A 15,776-nucleotide genomic window follows, 5' to 3' on the forward strand; every position below is an offset into this window, starting at 1 on the left:
TTACCTCCCTTTATCTTTACGGTACTTGCGTACCATGCGATACGACTGTTCTAGCTTCGGAATATGATCATCGAACTGCTCCGTGACCATTCCCGCGAACAAAATATCAATTATATGGAGCTGTGCGATACGGGAAGCCATGTCACCGCGACGCATGCCTTCTTCGAGAGAAGAAGCAGATAAATGAATATCAGCAAGACTAGCGAGGCGATTAGAACCAACCTTCGTTAGTGAGATGGTGGTCGCGCCGCGCTCCTTGGCGCATTGCAGCGCATCGATCGTCTCTGGTGTCTCTCCAGAATAGGAGATGGCGAACGCCACATCAAGCTCATTCAAGTTGGCGGCGGATGTAATCTGCATATGCGGATCGGAGAAGCAGGTCGCGCGTTTGCCAACACGAATCAGCTTCTGGTAGAAGTCCAGTGCTACGATACCGGACGTTGCCATTCCGTACAGATCAATCTGTCTTGCCTGCTGAAAAGCATGCATTGCCCGCTCCAGCGTAACCATGTCTAATAGCCGCGTCGTGTCGGATATCGAGCGTATATGATTGGACTCGATGGCCGTAATAATATCGCGCAGCGGATTACCTGCGATAATGTCCTGATAGGATAGTGGTGTGGACTGCTGTGCCATGTCGGCCGCCAGCTTCGTCTTGAAGTCCGGGAATCCACGGAAATGAAGGGTTTTACAAAATCTAGTGACGGTTGCGGGTGAAGTGCCGGATTGTTCAGCCAGCTCTGTGATGCCCATCGTCACTACATTGCCCGGAAACTGCAAAATATAGTCCGCCACTTTGCGCTCCTGCGGGTGAAAATCTTGAACCTGCTGCCGGATCGCATGCAAAATGCTCGACAAAAATATCATCCTCTTACGTGAAAAATGGTGAAAATAATTTTAACCATATATCTAATCTTGATGAAAATTATTTCAATATCATCATAGTCAATCCACAGCAGAAACACAAGCTGATTATGCAAAATACCACAATTTCCTCACAAATCATTTCGCGACCGTCAATTGCTCGAATCCGCATGGTTGTCCAGCTGCCGCTGCTCCCGGAAATCACGTGGCGCTATGCCAAGGCGAGTTTTGAACGTTCGATGGAAATAGGAGTAACTTTGAAATCCACACATTTCAGCAATTTGCTCCAGCGGCATATACCCATGCAAAATCCGTTCGCAAGCCATCGTCAATCGGAGTTGGATGGCATAGTCCATGACGGATTGATGGAATGTTTCTTTGAAAATATGTGATGCTCTGGACACACTTAGCTGCACGCGGGTTGCAACATCCTGCAGCGTAAACGGCTCCGTAACATTCATTTCAATATAATGCTTCATTTGATGGGCGACCCGCTCACTGCGATTGCGATTCAAATAAGAGGGATGTGCGCGTTCACTTAAGGTTCTCTCCAACATGCGGAAGTAAGCAAAGCTTAGGTGTCTAACAATATCGTTCATGTTGTGGCTTCCATAGAGCCGCTGCTCCTGCATAATCTCCCGCCATATCGACAGAAGACGATCGTCGATTCCGATGTCTACCTTGCCCTGAGTGGCAACCTGGTTCCACCACGCTTGTACCCATGGACCATTCAATATGAAGTAGTAGTCGAGGCTGTGCACTTTTTTGTGAGGGATGCCTGATTCGGGGTGGCGGTACCCTATTTTCAAATCATAATGAGAGCCCGGAGACAGCATGAGCATATCGCCAGGTGTAATTTCCGTATATTGATCATCCATCCAGACATGAGCATTGCCTTCCAACTGTATGCGAATGAGGTAATGCTCCAGCTTGGGGATGACGAGAGTGAATGGCTTCGTGTGTCTCGCATGCCCGGAGTACATAATCGTAAATTCTTCTTGATTGATAGCAGATTGCGACATATTCTCCTCCATCATGTCCATATAGGTGTCTACGCTCTTTACAAAGAGTATAGCAAAGATAGCAAGATTGTTCATGTTAAAAGGATATCCTTCATTCACACCCCGAAAGCAATGTGGCACAATGAAATCAGTTCATTGAAAACCTTTTCAAAAAGTAAGCCGATATCATAATCGTTCATAACGATTTATACAAAATGAGGTGGATCCATTGAAAATTGGAGTACAGCTTTATACATTGCGCGATGAGATGCAAAAAGACTTTATCGGAACACTGGAGCAAGTGGCGGCTATGGGCTATGAAGGTGTAGAATTTGCCGGCTACGGCGGATTGGCGCCGGAGAAATTAGCAGGTGAACTGAAGCGCCTGAATTTGAAGGCGGCCGGGTCTCATGTCAGTATCGAGCAATTGACTGAACACCTAGATGAGCAAATTGAAATGAATCTTGCCATCGGCAACCGGAACATCATTTGTCCGGGAATTCCGAAGCTGCACGAAGCCGATGAAGACATCTTGGAAGAGTCGGTTCGCGTGCTTGCAGCTGTTGCAGAGCGACTTGCAGCGCATGGAATTAAGCTGGGCTATCACAATCATGGATATGAATTTGAAGCTAAGATTGGGCGGGAGACGGTATTTGATTTGCTGTTCAGCAAGCTGCCTGAAGACAATCTCTTCGCGGAACTGGATGTATGTTGGGTGAAGCATGGTGGTTTCAACCCGTTGGAAGTAATCGCTCAATATTCAGGTCGTGTTCCGTTCATTCATTATAAGGATCTCAAATATGATGGAGACGGCAAGCCAATGACAATGGAGCTTGGTCAGGGTGAACTCGATTTAGTGGGTGTAGCTCAAGCTGCTCGAGAAGCAGGAACGGAATGGCTTATCGTAGAGCAGGATGATTGTCAGCGTGCACCACTTGATAGCGTGCGCGGAAGTCGTCAATGGATTAAGGACAATCTCGGACTTTAATAGAAGACTTCAAGAGAAAACTTCAAGAGAAAACTTCAAGAGGTACGACCTCTACACATATTACAGTTGAATACATGACCTACATCATCAATCTAATCTCGGGAGGAATAGATTCATGTCAAAAGTATATAAAATTGCGATTATCGGATGCGGCGGCATTGCCAATGCCAAGCACATGCCTAGCTTGGCCAAGCTGAAAAATGTTGAAATGGTAGCATTCTGCGACATTGTTGAGGAGCGTGCGGTTGAGGCGAAGGAAAAGTACGGCACACCGGATGCTAAAGTCTATACCGATTATAAGGCTGTATTGGAAGATAAGAGCATCGACATCGTTCATGTATGTACGCCGAATGATTCCCATGCAGAGATTACAATTGCTTCGCTGGAGAGCGATAAGCATGTATTGTGTGAGAAGCCAATGGCGAAGAAGGCGGAAGATGCACGCCGCATGGTTGAAGTGGCGAAGCGTACAGGCAAGAAGCTTACAGTAGGCTACAATAACCGCTTCCGCAGTGACAGCCGCTATTTGAAGAAGCTGTGTGAAGAGGGCACCTTGGGTGAGATTTATTTCGCCAAAGCGCATGCGATTCGTCGCCGCGCGGTTCCTACATGGGGCGTGTTCTTGGACGAAGAGAAGCAAGGCGGAGGTCCGCTTATCGATATCGGTACACACTCGCTGGATATGACGTTGTGGATGATGGACAACTACGAGCCGCATATCGTGCTTGGCAAGGCTTATCATAAGTTGAGCAGCCGTGAGAATGCAGCGAACGCTTGGGGTTCATGGGATCCAGCGAAGTTCACGGTTGAAGATTCCGCGTTCGGGATGATTGTGATGAAGAACGGAGCGACAGTTATTTTGGAATCCAGTTGGGCGCTTAACGTAACATCCAACATCGAAGCGAAGTGTACGCTATGCGGTACAGAAGGCGGGGCAGATATGAATGACGGCTTGACGATTAACGGGGAAAGACACGGCCAACTGTACGATCAAAAATTTCATTTGACTGCAAGTGGCGTTGATTTCTATGAAGGTGATTCTGATAATCCGCCAGATGTAGAGATGCATATGTGGATTGATGCGATTGAAAATGACAAGACACCAATCATTACGCCGGAACAAGCGTGCGTCGTTTCTGAGATTTTGGAAGCCATTTACGAATCCTCGCGCACAGGAAAAGCAATTTACTTTGACTAATCGGAATAAGCAGCACGAATGCACATGAATCGTACCGAAGGAGGCAAAGAACACTCATGAAATTAGGCGTATTCTTAGTTCTGTACGGACAATTGCCATTAGAAGAGGCATTGGATACAGTAGCAGCTAAAGGTGTTGAAGCTGTTGAGATAGGGACTGGCGGGTATCCAGGTGCGAAGCATTGCAACCCGCATGAACTGTTAGCTAGTGAGGCGAAGCTTAAGGCATTTAAGGAAGCTGTTGCTTCCCGGGGCTTGACGATCAGTGCGCTAAGCTGTCATGGCAATCCGCTTCACCCACAGATGGATATTGCGAAGCAGTATCATGAAGATTTCATGGCGACGCTGGATCTCGCTGCGAAGCTGGAAGTGCCAGTTGTGAACGGCTTCTCCGGCTGCCCGGGTGACCATGAAGGCGCGAAATACCCGAACTGGCCTGTGGCACCATGGCCTACAGATTATCAGGAAATTCTGGACTGGCAGTGGAAGGAAAAGGTTATTCCGTACTGGACAGAGGTGGGCAAGTTAGCCACTGAACGCGGCTTGAAGATCGGACTCGAGCTGCACGGCGGCTTCTCCGTTCACTCGCCAGGTACGATGCTTCGTCTCCGCGAAGCGGCAGGCGAGGCAATCGGAGCGAACCTTGACCCGAGCCATATGTGGTGGCAAGGCATAGATCCGGTACAGGCAATCCGTATTCTGGGGCAGGCGAATGCCATTCATCACTTCCATGCCAAGGATACGACCATTGATCCTGTGAACATCCATAAGCACGGGATAACAGATATGCAGTCTTATACGATGATGTTGGATCGCGCTTGGCAGTTCCGTACTGTTGGTTATGGTCATGATACGAAGACATGGGCTGATATAATTAGTGCCCTTCGCCTTGTCGGTTATGACTATGTTGTGAGCATAGAACATGAGGATGGCTTGATGTCCGTTGATGAGGGCTTCACGAAAGCTGTTGAGAATTTGAAGCCGATTTTAATGAAGGAACCGATTGGCGAGATGTGGTGGGTCTAGGCCTCAAATCATGCACGCCAAGTAATGGGATATAGGCATCGCATCTTCCTCGTTCTCGTGCATCAATGGATGAATGGAAGGTGCGATTGCTTTTCTAACTAAGATGTTATCAGTAATGAGCTTATCTATATGAATGGACAAAGGAGCATGCAGCGATGACAAAACAAAACGTAACGATCTGGAATGAATACAGACATGAACAACACAACAAGACCGTAGCTGATATTTATCCGCAAGGGATTCATACAGCGATCGGCGAGGGACTGGGTCAGGAGTTTCATGTGCGCTATGCAACGCTCGATATGCCTGAACATGGGTTGACTGAGGAAGTATTGAATGAGACAGACGTATTGATTTGGTGGGGGCATAAGGCACACGAAGAGGTGGACGAGGCGATTGTAGAGCGTGTCTATCAACGCGTGCTCCACGGGATGGGGCTAATTGTACTTCATTCCGGTCATTTCTCGAAAATTTTCAAAAAGCTTATGGGAACCGGCTGTGATTTGAAATGGCGTGAAGCGAACGACAAGGAACGGTTGTGGGTCGTAGCTCCAGGGCACCCGATCGCAGAAGGAATTGGGGAGTATATTGAGCTTGAAGCGGAAGAAATGTACGGCGAGCACTTCGACATTCCGGCACCGGATGAGCTTGTATTCGTCAGCTGGTTTACTGGCGGAGAAGTATTCCGCAGCGGCTGCTGCTATCAGCGCGGCATGGGCAAAGTTTTCTACTTCCGTCCAGGTCATGAGACATATCCGACCTATTACAATGAGCAAATCCGTCGTGTCATCGCCAATGCGGTGAAGTGGGCTAAGCCGTCGGAACGCACATATCCGAAGTATGGCAACGCTCAACCGCTTGAACCATTGAATTAATGGGACAAGTTAGACAACATGCACGGATTTCGTTGGAGTTATCATCATACAGCCTAATGTAATTTGAAAGAAAGAGTGGGTATAAACATGACATCAATTGAATCTTCACAACCATTACGCGTCGGAGTTGTTTCAACAGGCAACATATTCCGTGGGGCGCATATGCCTGCATTTCTCTCAAATCCGCATGTTCAGATCGTCGCTGTATGCGATCCGCATAAGCCATCTGCTTGCGAAGTTGCGGATCAAATTGGTCAGGTTCGAGTCTATGAAGACTGGCAGGAGATGCTTGAACACGAGGAGTTGGATATTGTAGATATTTGCTCCCCGAACTATTTGCACGCTCCAGTTGCGATTTCTGCCTTAGAAAAAGGGTTGCACGTATTCTGCGAGAAGCCTGATGCGACGAATCCAGAAGATGCGGTACGTATGCAGCAGGCTGCCGAGAAGTCGGGCAAAGTGCTGATGGTCATGCGGAATAATCGCTTCCGCTCGCGTTCTCAATTTCTAAAACAGTACATTGATGAAGGACAGATGGGGCAGATATACACGGGAAGATGCGGCTGGGTGCGCAGATATGGCATTCCAGGTGCAGGAGGCTGGTTCACAACCAAATCCAAATCTGGAGGAGGGCCTCTGATCGATTTGGGTGTGCATATGATCGACTTGGCCATCTGGCTGATGGGCAATCCGAAGCCAGTTGCAGTATCAGGAGCGACATACGGCCATTTCATGGATAAGGCTGCTCCATCAGGGAGTCGGGATACGTTCAATGTGGAAGATCTGGCAACTGGATTCATTCGCTTTGACAATGGGGCGACGCTCCAACTGGAAGTAAGCTGGGCTTCACATATCGAGAAGGAACAATCGTTCGTGGAGCTGCGTGGGACACAAGCTGGCTTCAGCCTGCATGATAATGAGCTTCAGATGTTCACAGTTGCTGCTGGCAAGCATATGAACATGAAGCCGGAAGGATTTACAGACGGATCAGGACATAAGGAGAATGTGGATCACTTTGTCGATGTGATATTAGGCAAAGCTGATCCGATATTCACACCAGAACAGGGTGTAGACATGATCCGCATACTAAATGCGATTTATGAATCAGCGAAGCTTGGCCAAGAAGTAAGATTGTCTCTATAGCCATTCATGCTGATGTAAACCTGAGTACAAATGTGCTGTACGCTCATTTGTACTCAGGTTTTTTTGTGTTCAACAAGCACATCCTAAAAATTACGTTTGGTTCATGGTGTGACAACTTGCGTCATTGCCGGGAAGCCGTGTTGCCTATTCTGCCGTAAAGGCGTCGGAGTTCCAGTTTGCCCAGCAGCAGGACAAGCATTTCATCTTCACCGGCCCGCCGTAGGGTGGACACTAGAGGGGAAAGTATGGCATCCTGAGAAGGATGGATGTATTCATATAATGCCATCTCCTTGGAATGCAAATCGTTCCGTACTGACGATCAGATCTGGGTTCGATTTGAGATAGAGGCTGTCTTTGGATTGCGCTATTTGCAATCACTGTACTTATATGGAGAGCGATTCAGCGGAGAAGGAAATAACGGAAACTAAGGGAGGAGCCATCTCCAATGAATTTGAAGAGAAATCGATCGATAGGTGTAAAGATCATAGGGGGCGCCTTATTCATTGTATTAATATGGGTTGCTGCGGATATGTGGTATTCAGACACGAAACAGGTTGCAGCTGTTCCTCTGCAGCTAACGGAGCAGCAATCGTCGCTCCTGTTGTTTGTCGCGAAACACATGATGAGCAGCGATGGCGGAGTCTTTACGAATTTGCGTGACGACTTGCCCGAGTCAGAGCATCAAGCAGCCAATCATCAGATGCTCTCAGAATCAACAGGGCTGATGATGTTGTATGCAGTACAGATGAACAATCGTAACCTGTTCGATAATCAGCTCGCGTTCTTGCAGCGGAGTCTATTAGCGGAGAAAGGCTACGTCCGCTGGCGCTACTCCCCTAAGCATGAACCGACTGACGTTAATGCGGCGGTCGATGATCTGCGTATTGCTCGGGCACTGCTCGATGCGGATCAATTATGGGGGGTCGAGGAAGCAAGACGGATCGCGAAGGGAATCAGCAAGACGCTGTTGGATGGCAATGTGAGCAAGGACTACATGTTCGACCATTATGATTGGAAGTATAAATCCCGCTCAGACCGTGCAACGATCTCCTATATGGATATTCATACGATGGGAATGCTGGCTGTGTTCGATAAGAAGTGGGAGACGGTTCGGAATAACAGTTTGCAGCTAATGAAGAAGGGCTCGCTTGGGAACGGGTTGTTCAAGACGTACTGGACACCTGACCAAGGTTATTCCTCAACGGGATCCATCAATATGATCGATTCCTTATATACTGCGTTGTACTTGGCGGAAGAAGGCGAGGATGTAAGTGCGACAATCCGATTTCTGAAACAGGAATGGAGCCTCCACAAAGGGAAGATCCCGAGTGTATACGCAGAGGATGGGAGTGTCCGAGAAACCTTTGAATCTCCATCAGTTTATGCGCTTGCTGTTCGGATCCTCCAGCTGAAGAATGAGCATGGACTTGCGGAGCAATTGAAGCGGAGAATGTATGAATTTGCCGTGCAGCGTTCCTCCTCGCCGAATTTCGGCGGCTTTGTCGAAGAGAAGGACAATAGTGCCTTCTCATTCGACCAGCTGCAAGTATTGTTGACGGAAGTCAATCCTGTAGGAAGCAAGAAGAATGAAATCAAGGGAAAGTGAAGTAAACGGAAACGAAATCTACAAGTAGATACGATGATGGATGAACTGGTTTAGGTTATAGGAAAGGGACTGCCATGGCAGATAGTCACTTATCTGCTGGGCGGTCCTTTTACATAATAGAAATAGGTAATGCTGTAAGAAACATTGCTTTTAGATCCTAACTCGATACAATGAAATGGAGAAATAAATTGAGGTGACAGGTATGAAAGAATGGTACGAGCGGAGTTTCGGTCGCGACTATTTAGTTGTATATAAACATCGTGATTTTCAAGGGGCCGCACAAGAAGTGCATCGGATGATGAAGTGGCTGGAGCTGCCCGAAGCAGCCTCTGTGCTGGATCTATGCTGTGGGATGGGCAGGCACTCACTGGCGCTCGCGGAAGCTGGGTACAAGGTGACAGGAGTAGATTTGTCTGAGGTGCTTCTACGAGAGGCGGCGAAGCTGGATGAAGAGCATGTCGTAACCTTCTTGGCAGGGGACATGAGAGAGCTACCAGTGGAGGGGGCGTTTGATGCCGTTGTGAATTTATTTACGTCTTTTGGATATTTCCAAGCGGATGAAGACAACGGCCAGGTATTCCATGAAATTCATCGGGTGCTCCGGCCGGGCGGGCAATTTATTATAGACTTCTTAAATCCGAGCTATGTTATGCAGCATCTGGTTCCAGTATCTGAGCGCCAAGATAAGGGGACATGGATTCAAGAGAAGCGGCATATTGAGAATGGATTCGTGAAGAAGGAAATTACGTTGACGGATGAGGGCACAGGGGAACAGCGCCATTATGAGGAGCGTGTTAGACTGTATGAATTAGGCGATTTCCATCATATGATTGAAGAGGCAGGGTTGCAAATGGAGAAGGTATATGGTGGGTATGATGGTTCCTTATACAATGAAGCCGTTTCTTCTCGACTCATCATGGTTGGAACACGTCCGGAGTAAGTCTGAACTACCAATTGTCAGCGATAACATGGGTGTATTAGACCAGTATAGATGATTAAATGTTGACTCAATTTGTGGATGAGGGGGAACAAGTAATGAAGTTGCAGCAGGTGAATGCGAATATTTATGTAGCCAGAATGCCGCTCCCTAACTCACTTCGGTGGGTGAATACCTATTTGCTTCATGGCTCAGCAGGCTGGACTATCATTGATCCGGGGCTTCGTAACAATGAGACAGAGAGTGCATGGGTCAGCTTAATGGGAGAAATGGACATTCATGCTGGCAACACGGCTTCCATTGTGCTGACGCATTACCATCCTGATCATAGCGGGATTGCCGGCTGGCTTCAGCAGCAGTTGTCCGTACCCGTATGGTTGTCGGAAATAGGCTGGAATCACGTTGAGAGACTGTGGGATGGGAGATCTCCTATGACTGTGGACATGCAGCAGTTGTACCGTAAGCATGGGGCGCCGATAGCGGTAGTGGAATCCATCGGAGTTCATATGGATAGCTTCATTCCCCAGGTAACCCCGCTGCCCGATATATCGTTCATTAGGGATGGAGATTTGGTGACGCTAGGGGATGATGCTTGGCAGGCACTTGAGACAGGAGGGCACGCTCCAGGCCATATGAGCTTCTATCATGCGGAAGAGCGTATAATATTGTGCGGTGATCACGTTCTGCCGCAAATAACGCCGAATGTCAGCTTAATGCCGAATAGTGATCCCGAGCCACTGCAGTCCTTCCTCATCGGGCTTGAGCGTCTTGCTGCTCTGGATGTAGAACTGGCGCTTCCAGGGCATCGACATCCATTCCAACATTTCAGGAGTCGTGCGGAAGAGTTAATCCAGCATCATGAAGCACGTCTGCAGGAGATGCAGGACGTGCTCCACAAGCCGATGACAGCCTACGAGCTGTGCTGTGCCAGCTTCGGTACGCTGGATCGTCTAACTGTGCACCAATTCCGCTTTGCAATGGGCGAGACTCTGGCTCATCTCGTCGAACTTCAACGGCGCGGCTTAGCGATGACTACTTCTGCTTCTGGCGAGTTCATGCTGTGGAAGTCATCATAAACTACATAGATTGCATTTCTTGCTCGCGTTCCGCCTGCTTGCGGTGAGCAATTCGACTGCTTGCCGCAGCGGCAATGGCGCCTACGATATCATCAAGGAACGTATGGATCTGCCCGCTATCCTTATTGTTTAATCGTTCCAAGACTCCTGGCTTCAGTTTATCAACATATCCGTAATTGGTGAATCCGATGCTTCCATATACATTAACAATGGAGAAGGCTAGAATTTCGTCCACGCCATACAGTCCCTCATCATTCTCAATCATTTCCTGCAGCGCGGGTGTCAGCTTCCCTTCTTCTGCCATGATATCAAGCTGGATACCGGTCAGAACCGCATTTTGAACCTCACGTTTGCGCAGCACCTGTTCCACATTGTAGATACAATAGTCGATTGTCAATTCAGGGAAATATTTTTGTTGCAAGAACATAACCAACTCTGCAATTTCTTCTACGCGAACTCCCCGTTTATGCAGCCACTCGCGTGTCTCAGCTTCGACTTTCTCACTGTCTAGGCTATACGCCTTGGCAGTATGTTTATGATCTGTCATGGAAGTCACCTCTATCTCTTTGTCATCATTCCTATACCTATCATTTTGCACCATTGCATGAGGAAAGTATACGACAATGATATACCCAATCCCTGCTTTCCTTACTCTCTTTCTCTTGTATTTTCTCGTTGCAATATAGAAACCTCGTCATGTTTTGGACAGCCCTCTCGTATATATAGGTGTATGACGAAGGGACGCCTTATGCACGCATTATATAAGGAAACGGGCTCCCGCTGATCACACGATAGATGCATAGAGGAGGTTGCTTCGCCTATGGTGCGGACACAATATTTCCGACAAGGTGTACTGGCAGCAGTACTGACCCTGCCCTTGCTATTAACAGCTTGCAATGGCACGAGCGGTGCGATCGATCCGCCGCCAGCAGATGTTGAGGCTAAGATGATGACTGCAACAGATGGTAAGAGCGAATTAACTGTTAATCCAATGGATGCAGCGCAGCAGCAAGCGAATATGACGATATATGCGCAGGATCGCCATGGCTACTTGGCTCCAATATCGTATCAATGGAACTCTGAGGATCCGGCGGTAGTGGCGCAGGCGTCACTGGAAATGCTGGTGAAGGACGGGGTGCATAAGGGAATGCTGCCTCCAGGCTTTACGGCCACGCTGCCGAAGGGGACGAGCTTGAAGGTAACGCTCAAGCCGGAGCAGAAGACTGCATTTGTGGAATTATCGAAGGAGTTTGCCACTTACGACAAGAACGATGAGCGCAAGGTGATGGAGTCTATCACGTGGACGCTTACTTCTCTGCCGAATGTAGATCAGGTGCAATTATGGATGGATTCTAAGAAGCTGTCTGAGATGCCAGTAGACCACACCCCAATGGATACGCCGCTTTCCAGACAATTAGGAATTAATTTAGAGAAGGATTTGTCGGTCAATTATCTGCGCTCCATGCCGGTTACGTTGTATTTTTCCAGTTACAGTGAAGAGGGGAAGGCCTATTTTATTCCTGTGACTAGACTGGTTGAGCCATCATCGGATTCAGTGAGAGCAACACTGGAACAGATGATATCCGGGCCGTTGAATAAGAAAGCGATGAACATGGTCATGACCAAAGAAACGAAAATTAATGATATTATGGCCAACGGCGATACACTGACAGTGGATCTCGCTGATACGATGTTCGAAAAAGGGGATCAAGTTCCTGCAGAATTGGTGAAGGCGGTTGTTCTATCGCTTACTGAACGGCAAGGAGTGAAGAAGGTTCAGTTGAAAATAAACGGCAATATGGATATTCAAGGAACAGACAAGATAAACTATTCGGAGCCGGTCACGCGGCCTGTTGTAAATATGGCTTGGAAAGGATAGATGCTTTTCGCCAAGCTCTTTGGTAGAATAGGGGATGTTACTTTTTACGGACGACAGTGGAAATGTAGGAGGCACTATTAAATGAGAAGCAACGGACGCAAGGCGGATGAACTCCGCCCGGTTACGATTCGAACAAACACGAACAAATACGCGGAAGGATCCGTATTCATCGAAGTAGGCGACACGAAGGTGCTGTGCACGGCTACGGTTGACGAGAAAGTTCCTCCTTTTATGAAGGGGCAAGGCAAGGGCTGGATTACGGCAGAATATTCGATGCTCCCACGTGCAACGCAGACACGCAACCAGCGTGAAGCGAACCGGGGCAAGTTAACTGGCCGTACGATGGAAATTCAACGGCTGATTGGGCGGGCTCTACGCTCGGTTGTTGACTTGCATGCATTAGGTGAGAGAACAATTACGCTTGATTGCGACGTTATTCAGGCTGATGGTGGTACACGTACCACTTCCATCACCGGTTCCTTTATTGCGATGGCAATGGCGATTCATAAAGTGGCGAACCAGCATTCATTGAATAAATACCCGATTACAGATTTCCTTGCATCGGTTAGCGTTGGTGTCATTCAAGGAAATACGCTTCTTGACTTGAATTACGAAGAAGATTCTTCAGCGAAGGTCGATATGAATGTTGTGATGACAGGACAAGGCAAGTTCGTTGAAGTGCAAGGTACGGGGGAAGAGAGTCCATTCTCACGTGAAGAGCTTAACCAACTCCTTGCCAGCGCGGAGAAAGGGATCTTGGAGCTTGTTGAGATGCAGAAGGAAGCACTTGGCCCTATTGCAGACAAGATCGCTGCACGGGCAGCATTGGAGCGTGGGGAGGCAGCCGGTCATGCATCTAGCAAGTGATACGATCATTATTGCGACGAGCAACCAAGGCAAGCTGAAGGAATTTCAGCTTGCTTTCGCCTCGCTTGGCAAGCGTGTGCTCAGCATGGCAGACTATCCGCAATTGCCTGAAGTAGTAGAAGACGGAGATACCTTCAAGGCAAACGCGCTGAAGAAGGCACAGGAAGTCGCTGAAGCGATTCAACTTCCTGTTCTTGCTGATGATTCAGGACTTTGTGTGGAGCGCTTAGAGGGTGCCCCTGGCGTGTATTCTGCACGATATGCTGGTGGGCATGGCGATACGAAGGCGAACAATGCCAAGCTTCTCGAAGAGTTGGAGAAGCTGCCGGTATCCCGTACAGAACATGAGGAGCTGGGAGAAGTAGCAGAGCATGTACGGAGTGCGGCTCAATTCGTCTGCTGCCTCGTGCTGTATGATCCAGTAGAGAAGCGGTATGTCGATGTCACGGGCACATGTGATGGATTCATCATTGATGAGGCGCGTGGAGAGCATGGATTTGGCTACGATCCGCTCTTCTATGTTCCTGCATTCGGCAAGACGATGGCGGAGCTGTCTCCAGAGCAGAAGCAGAGCATTAGCCATCGCGGCAACGCGATTCGCAAGCTGCTTGAAGTGATGAAGGCGGAGCAAGCGGAAGTATAGCGGGTAGCCGCAAGATGCATCTTGATCCGCGTGCTGAATCCTGATTACTGCATGTTACATAGCTGCATAATGTATGTTCCTCTTGTAGAGAACAAACGCACAGAAGCATTTTTAACCTATTTACAACGGAATAACAAGCATCGGAGGGCACCTTACTGCATAGTTAGTTAAGGTGTCCTTTTTTTCACATCAAAATACTCAGAATTGATACTTTCCAACATCGGAAAAATATGAGAAAATATTGGGCAATAAGGCGAAGGAGGATTGGTTAAAGATGAGTGAAGCTCCACGTGAATTTGGACTGGAAACTTTAGCTGTGCATGCAGGACAGGAGGTTGACCCGACTACATTGTCCCGCGCGGTTCCGCTGTATCAAACAACGTCTTACGCGTTTAAGGATACTGATCATGCTGCGGACTTATTTGCTCTGAAGGAATTTGGCAACATTTATACACGGTTGATGAATCCTACAACAGATGTGTTTGAGAAGCGAGTCGCTGCCTTGGAAGGCGGTGCAGCGGCGCTGGCCACTGCCTCTGGTCAGGCTGCGATTACGTACGCTATATTGAATATCGCGGGAGCAGGGGATGAGATTGTCTCTGCGACGAGTCTGTATGGCGGAACGTATAATCTGTTCTCGACAACATTAGCAAAGCTCGGCATTACGGTTCGGTTCGTTGATTCCAGCGATCCGGAAAACTTCCGCAAGGCGATTACGAGCAGGACGAAGGCGCTGTATGCGGAGGCGATCGGCAACCCTAGGGGCGATGTTCTCGATATTGAGGCAGTAGCCGATATCGCACATGATCATGGTATTCCGCTCATCGTAGACAATACATTCCCAAGCCCATTCCTGCTTCGCCCCCTTGAGCATGGTGCGGATATTGTAGTTCATTCCGCAACGAAGTTCATTGGCGGTCATGGCACCTCGATTGGCGGGGTAATCGTAGATGGAGGCAAGTTCGATTGGGCTGCCAATGATAAGTTCCCGGGATTGACAGAACCGGATCCTAGCTATCATGGGGTTGTATATACGGATGCTGTTGGGCCAATCGCATACATTATTAAGGCCCGTGTGCAATTGCTGCGCGATATGGGAGCTGCCATATCTCCATTCAACGCATTCCTGCTTCTTCAAGGGCTCGAAACGCTTCACCTGCGTATGGAGCGCCATAGCGAGAATGCATTGAAGGTTGCTCAGTTCCTTGAAGCACATGAAGGTGTACAGTCGGTCAGCTACAGTGGTCTGTCTAGCCATCCATCTTATGAGCTTGCGCGGAAGTATTTGCCGAAGGGCCAGGGTGCCATCTTAACATTTGAGATTAAGGGCGGAATCGAAGCAGGACGCCAAGTGATCAATCACGTCAAGCTCTTCTCTCATCTTGCGAATGTTGGTGATTCGAAGTCGCTCATTATCCATCCTGCCAGCACACCGCATCAGCAATTGAGTGAAGATGAACAAATTGCTGCAGGTGTAAATCCAGGACTTATTCGTTTATCTATCGGTACGGAATCCATTGACGATATCTTATTTGATTTGGATCAGGCGATTCGTGCAAGTCAGCCTGCTGCTGTCAAATAAGAAGCCATAAAAACAAAGACACACGGACGATACGCTGCTGCGTATCCCGTGTGTCTTCTTTTTATTGGATGAATGAGCTCTTGTGGGCTTCA

16 protein-coding genes are annotated in these 15,776 nt (G+C 48.3%); 13 read left to right on the top strand and 3 right to left on the bottom strand.

Annotation, left to right across the window (positions count from 1 at the left end; translation table 11 throughout):
* A complete protein-coding gene (locus tag BBG47_RS12710; protein WP_021252358.1) occupies nucleotides 1-858 on the bottom strand; it encodes a MurR/RpiR family transcriptional regulator in 858 nt (285 codons plus the stop codon).
* A gap of 158 nt (nucleotides 859-1,016) precedes the next feature.
* Nucleotides 1,017-1,961, bottom strand: coding sequence for an AraC family transcriptional regulator (locus tag BBG47_RS12715; protein WP_254659813.1), 945 nt, complete (start codon nucleotides 1,959-1,961; stop codon nucleotides 1,017-1,019).
* Between the two features lie 124 nt (nucleotides 1,962-2,085).
* Between BBG47_RS12715 and BBG47_RS12720 the strand changes: the two genes are divergently transcribed.
* The 9 genes from BBG47_RS12720 (at nucleotide 2,086) to BBG47_RS12755 (ending at nucleotide 10,713) form a co-directional block, all read left to right on the top strand.
* On the top strand, nucleotides 2,086-2,853 hold the full coding sequence (locus tag BBG47_RS12720; protein ID WP_094183161.1) for a sugar phosphate isomerase/epimerase family protein: 768 nt from the start codon (nucleotides 2,086-2,088) through the stop codon (nucleotides 2,851-2,853).
* A 115-nt stretch (nucleotides 2,854-2,968) separates the two neighbouring features.
* The gene (locus BBG47_RS12725; protein WP_065292006.1) at nucleotides 2,969-4,051 is read left to right on the top strand and encodes a Gfo/Idh/MocA family protein; all 1,083 of its coding nucleotides are present in this window, start codon (nucleotides 2,969-2,971) and stop codon (nucleotides 4,049-4,051) included.
* Between the two features lie 56 nt (nucleotides 4,052-4,107).
* Nucleotides 4,108-5,076: a sugar phosphate isomerase/epimerase family protein gene (locus BBG47_RS12730; protein WP_065292007.1), complete on the top strand. Its 969-nt coding sequence runs from the start codon at nucleotides 4,108-4,110 to the stop codon at nucleotides 5,074-5,076.
* Between the two features lie 155 nt (nucleotides 5,077-5,231).
* Nucleotides 5,232-5,951: a ThuA domain-containing protein gene (locus BBG47_RS12735; RefSeq protein ID WP_065292008.1), complete on the top strand. Its 720-nt coding sequence runs from the start codon at nucleotides 5,232-5,234 to the stop codon at nucleotides 5,949-5,951.
* 87 nt (nucleotides 5,952-6,038) lie between these two features.
* The gene (locus BBG47_RS12740; protein WP_083189268.1) at nucleotides 6,039-7,094 is read left to right on the top strand and encodes a Gfo/Idh/MocA family protein; all 1,056 of its coding nucleotides are present in this window, start codon (nucleotides 6,039-6,041) and stop codon (nucleotides 7,092-7,094) included.
* 266 nt (nucleotides 7,095-7,360) lie between these two features.
* Nucleotides 7,361-7,522 carry a hypothetical protein gene (locus BBG47_RS29915; RefSeq protein ID WP_175400528.1) on the top strand — a complete coding sequence of 54 codons (162 nt, stop codon included), beginning with the start codon at nucleotides 7,361-7,363 and terminating at the stop codon, nucleotides 7,520-7,522.
* Nucleotides 7,523-7,539: 17 nt separating this feature from the next.
* A complete protein-coding gene (locus BBG47_RS12745) occupies nucleotides 7,540-8,700 on the top strand; it encodes a glycosyl hydrolase family 8 (RefSeq protein WP_065292009.1) in 1,161 nt (386 codons plus the stop codon).
* Between the two features lie 202 nt (nucleotides 8,701-8,902).
* Entirely contained in the window at nucleotides 8,903-9,640 is a 738-nt protein-coding gene (locus BBG47_RS12750; RefSeq protein ID WP_036590195.1) for a class I SAM-dependent methyltransferase, read from the top strand.
* Between the two features lie 95 nt (nucleotides 9,641-9,735).
* Nucleotides 9,736-10,713: an MBL fold metallo-hydrolase gene (locus BBG47_RS12755; RefSeq protein WP_083189270.1), complete on the top strand. Its 978-nt coding sequence runs from the start codon at nucleotides 9,736-9,738 to the stop codon at nucleotides 10,711-10,713.
* 1 nt (nucleotide 10,714) lies between these two features.
* On the opposite strand, the gene BBG47_RS12760 is transcribed toward BBG47_RS12755, so the two are convergent.
* Entirely contained in the window at nucleotides 10,715-11,260 is a 546-nt protein-coding gene (locus BBG47_RS12760; protein ID WP_065292011.1) for a phosphatidylglycerophosphatase A family protein, read from the bottom strand.
* Between the two features lie 273 nt (nucleotides 11,261-11,533).
* Between BBG47_RS12760 and BBG47_RS12765 the strand changes: the two genes are divergently transcribed.
* The 4 genes from BBG47_RS12765 (at nucleotide 11,534) to BBG47_RS12780 (ending at nucleotide 15,684) form a co-directional block, all read left to right on the top strand.
* Nucleotides 11,534-12,592, top strand: coding sequence for a GerMN domain-containing protein (locus BBG47_RS12765; RefSeq protein WP_065292012.1), 1,059 nt, complete (start codon nucleotides 11,534-11,536; stop codon nucleotides 12,590-12,592).
* Between the two features lie 81 nt (nucleotides 12,593-12,673).
* Nucleotides 12,674-13,459, top strand: a complete 786-nt coding sequence (gene rph / locus BBG47_RS12770; RefSeq protein ID WP_021252346.1) for a ribonuclease PH — start codon at nucleotides 12,674-12,676, stop codon at nucleotides 13,457-13,459.
* The gene (locus tag BBG47_RS12775; RefSeq protein WP_065292013.1) at nucleotides 13,443-14,102 is read left to right on the top strand and encodes an XTP/dITP diphosphatase; all 660 of its coding nucleotides are present in this window, start codon (nucleotides 13,443-13,445) and stop codon (nucleotides 14,100-14,102) included. The genes rph and BBG47_RS12775 overlap by 17 nt, the downstream gene beginning before the upstream one ends.
* A 274-nt stretch (nucleotides 14,103-14,376) precedes the next feature.
* The gene (locus BBG47_RS12780) at nucleotides 14,377-15,684 is read left to right on the top strand and encodes a homocysteine synthase (protein WP_065292014.1); all 1,308 of its coding nucleotides are present in this window, start codon (nucleotides 14,377-14,379) and stop codon (nucleotides 15,682-15,684) included.
* Nucleotides 15,685-15,776: the final 92 nt, after the last annotated feature.

The sequence above is a fragment of the Paenibacillus sp. KS1 genome, assembly GCF_001680695.1.
In the GTDB taxonomy this organism is placed as follows: Bacteria; Bacillota; Bacilli; order Paenibacillales; family Paenibacillaceae; genus Paenibacillus_B; species Paenibacillus_B suaedae.

Excerpts from the sequence above, each read along its gene's own strand:
- BBG47_RS12740 (WP_083189268.1), top strand. The coding sequence starts at position 6,039 with ATGACATCAATTGAATCTTCACAACCATTACGCGTCGGAGTTGTTTCA.
- BBG47_RS12745 (WP_065292009.1), top strand. The coding sequence starts at position 7,540 with ATGAATTTGAAGAGAAATCGATCGATAGGTGTAAAGATCATAGGGGGC.
- BBG47_RS12755 (WP_083189270.1), top strand. The coding sequence starts at position 9,736 with ATGAAGTTGCAGCAGGTGAATGCGAATATTTATGTAGCCAGAATGCCG.
- BBG47_RS12715 (WP_254659813.1), bottom strand. The coding sequence starts at position 1,961 with ATGAACAATCTTGCTATCTTTGCTATACTCTTTGTAAAGAGCGTAGAC.
- BBG47_RS12775 (WP_065292013.1), top strand. The coding sequence starts at position 13,443 with ATGCATCTAGCAAGTGATACGATCATTATTGCGACGAGCAACCAAGGC.
- BBG47_RS12725 (WP_065292006.1), top strand. The coding sequence starts at position 2,969 with ATGTCAAAAGTATATAAAATTGCGATTATCGGATGCGGCGGCATTGCC.
- BBG47_RS12765 (WP_065292012.1), top strand. The coding sequence starts at position 11,534 with ATGGTGCGGACACAATATTTCCGACAAGGTGTACTGGCAGCAGTACTG.
- BBG47_RS12780 (WP_065292014.1), top strand. The coding sequence starts at position 14,377 with ATGAGTGAAGCTCCACGTGAATTTGGACTGGAAACTTTAGCTGTGCAT.
- BBG47_RS12730 (WP_065292007.1), top strand. The coding sequence starts at position 4,108 with ATGAAATTAGGCGTATTCTTAGTTCTGTACGGACAATTGCCATTAGAA.
- BBG47_RS12735 (WP_065292008.1), top strand. The coding sequence starts at position 5,232 with ATGACAAAACAAAACGTAACGATCTGGAATGAATACAGACATGAACAA.
- BBG47_RS12760 (WP_065292011.1), bottom strand. The coding sequence starts at position 11,260 with ATGACAGATCATAAACATACTGCCAAGGCGTATAGCCTAGACAGTGAG.
- rph (WP_021252346.1), top strand. The coding sequence starts at position 12,674 with ATGAGAAGCAACGGACGCAAGGCGGATGAACTCCGCCCGGTTACGATT.
- BBG47_RS29915 (WP_175400528.1), top strand. The coding sequence starts at position 7,361 with ATGTATTCATATAATGCCATCTCCTTGGAATGCAAATCGTTCCGTACT.
- BBG47_RS12750 (WP_036590195.1), top strand. The coding sequence starts at position 8,903 with ATGAAAGAATGGTACGAGCGGAGTTTCGGTCGCGACTATTTAGTTGTA.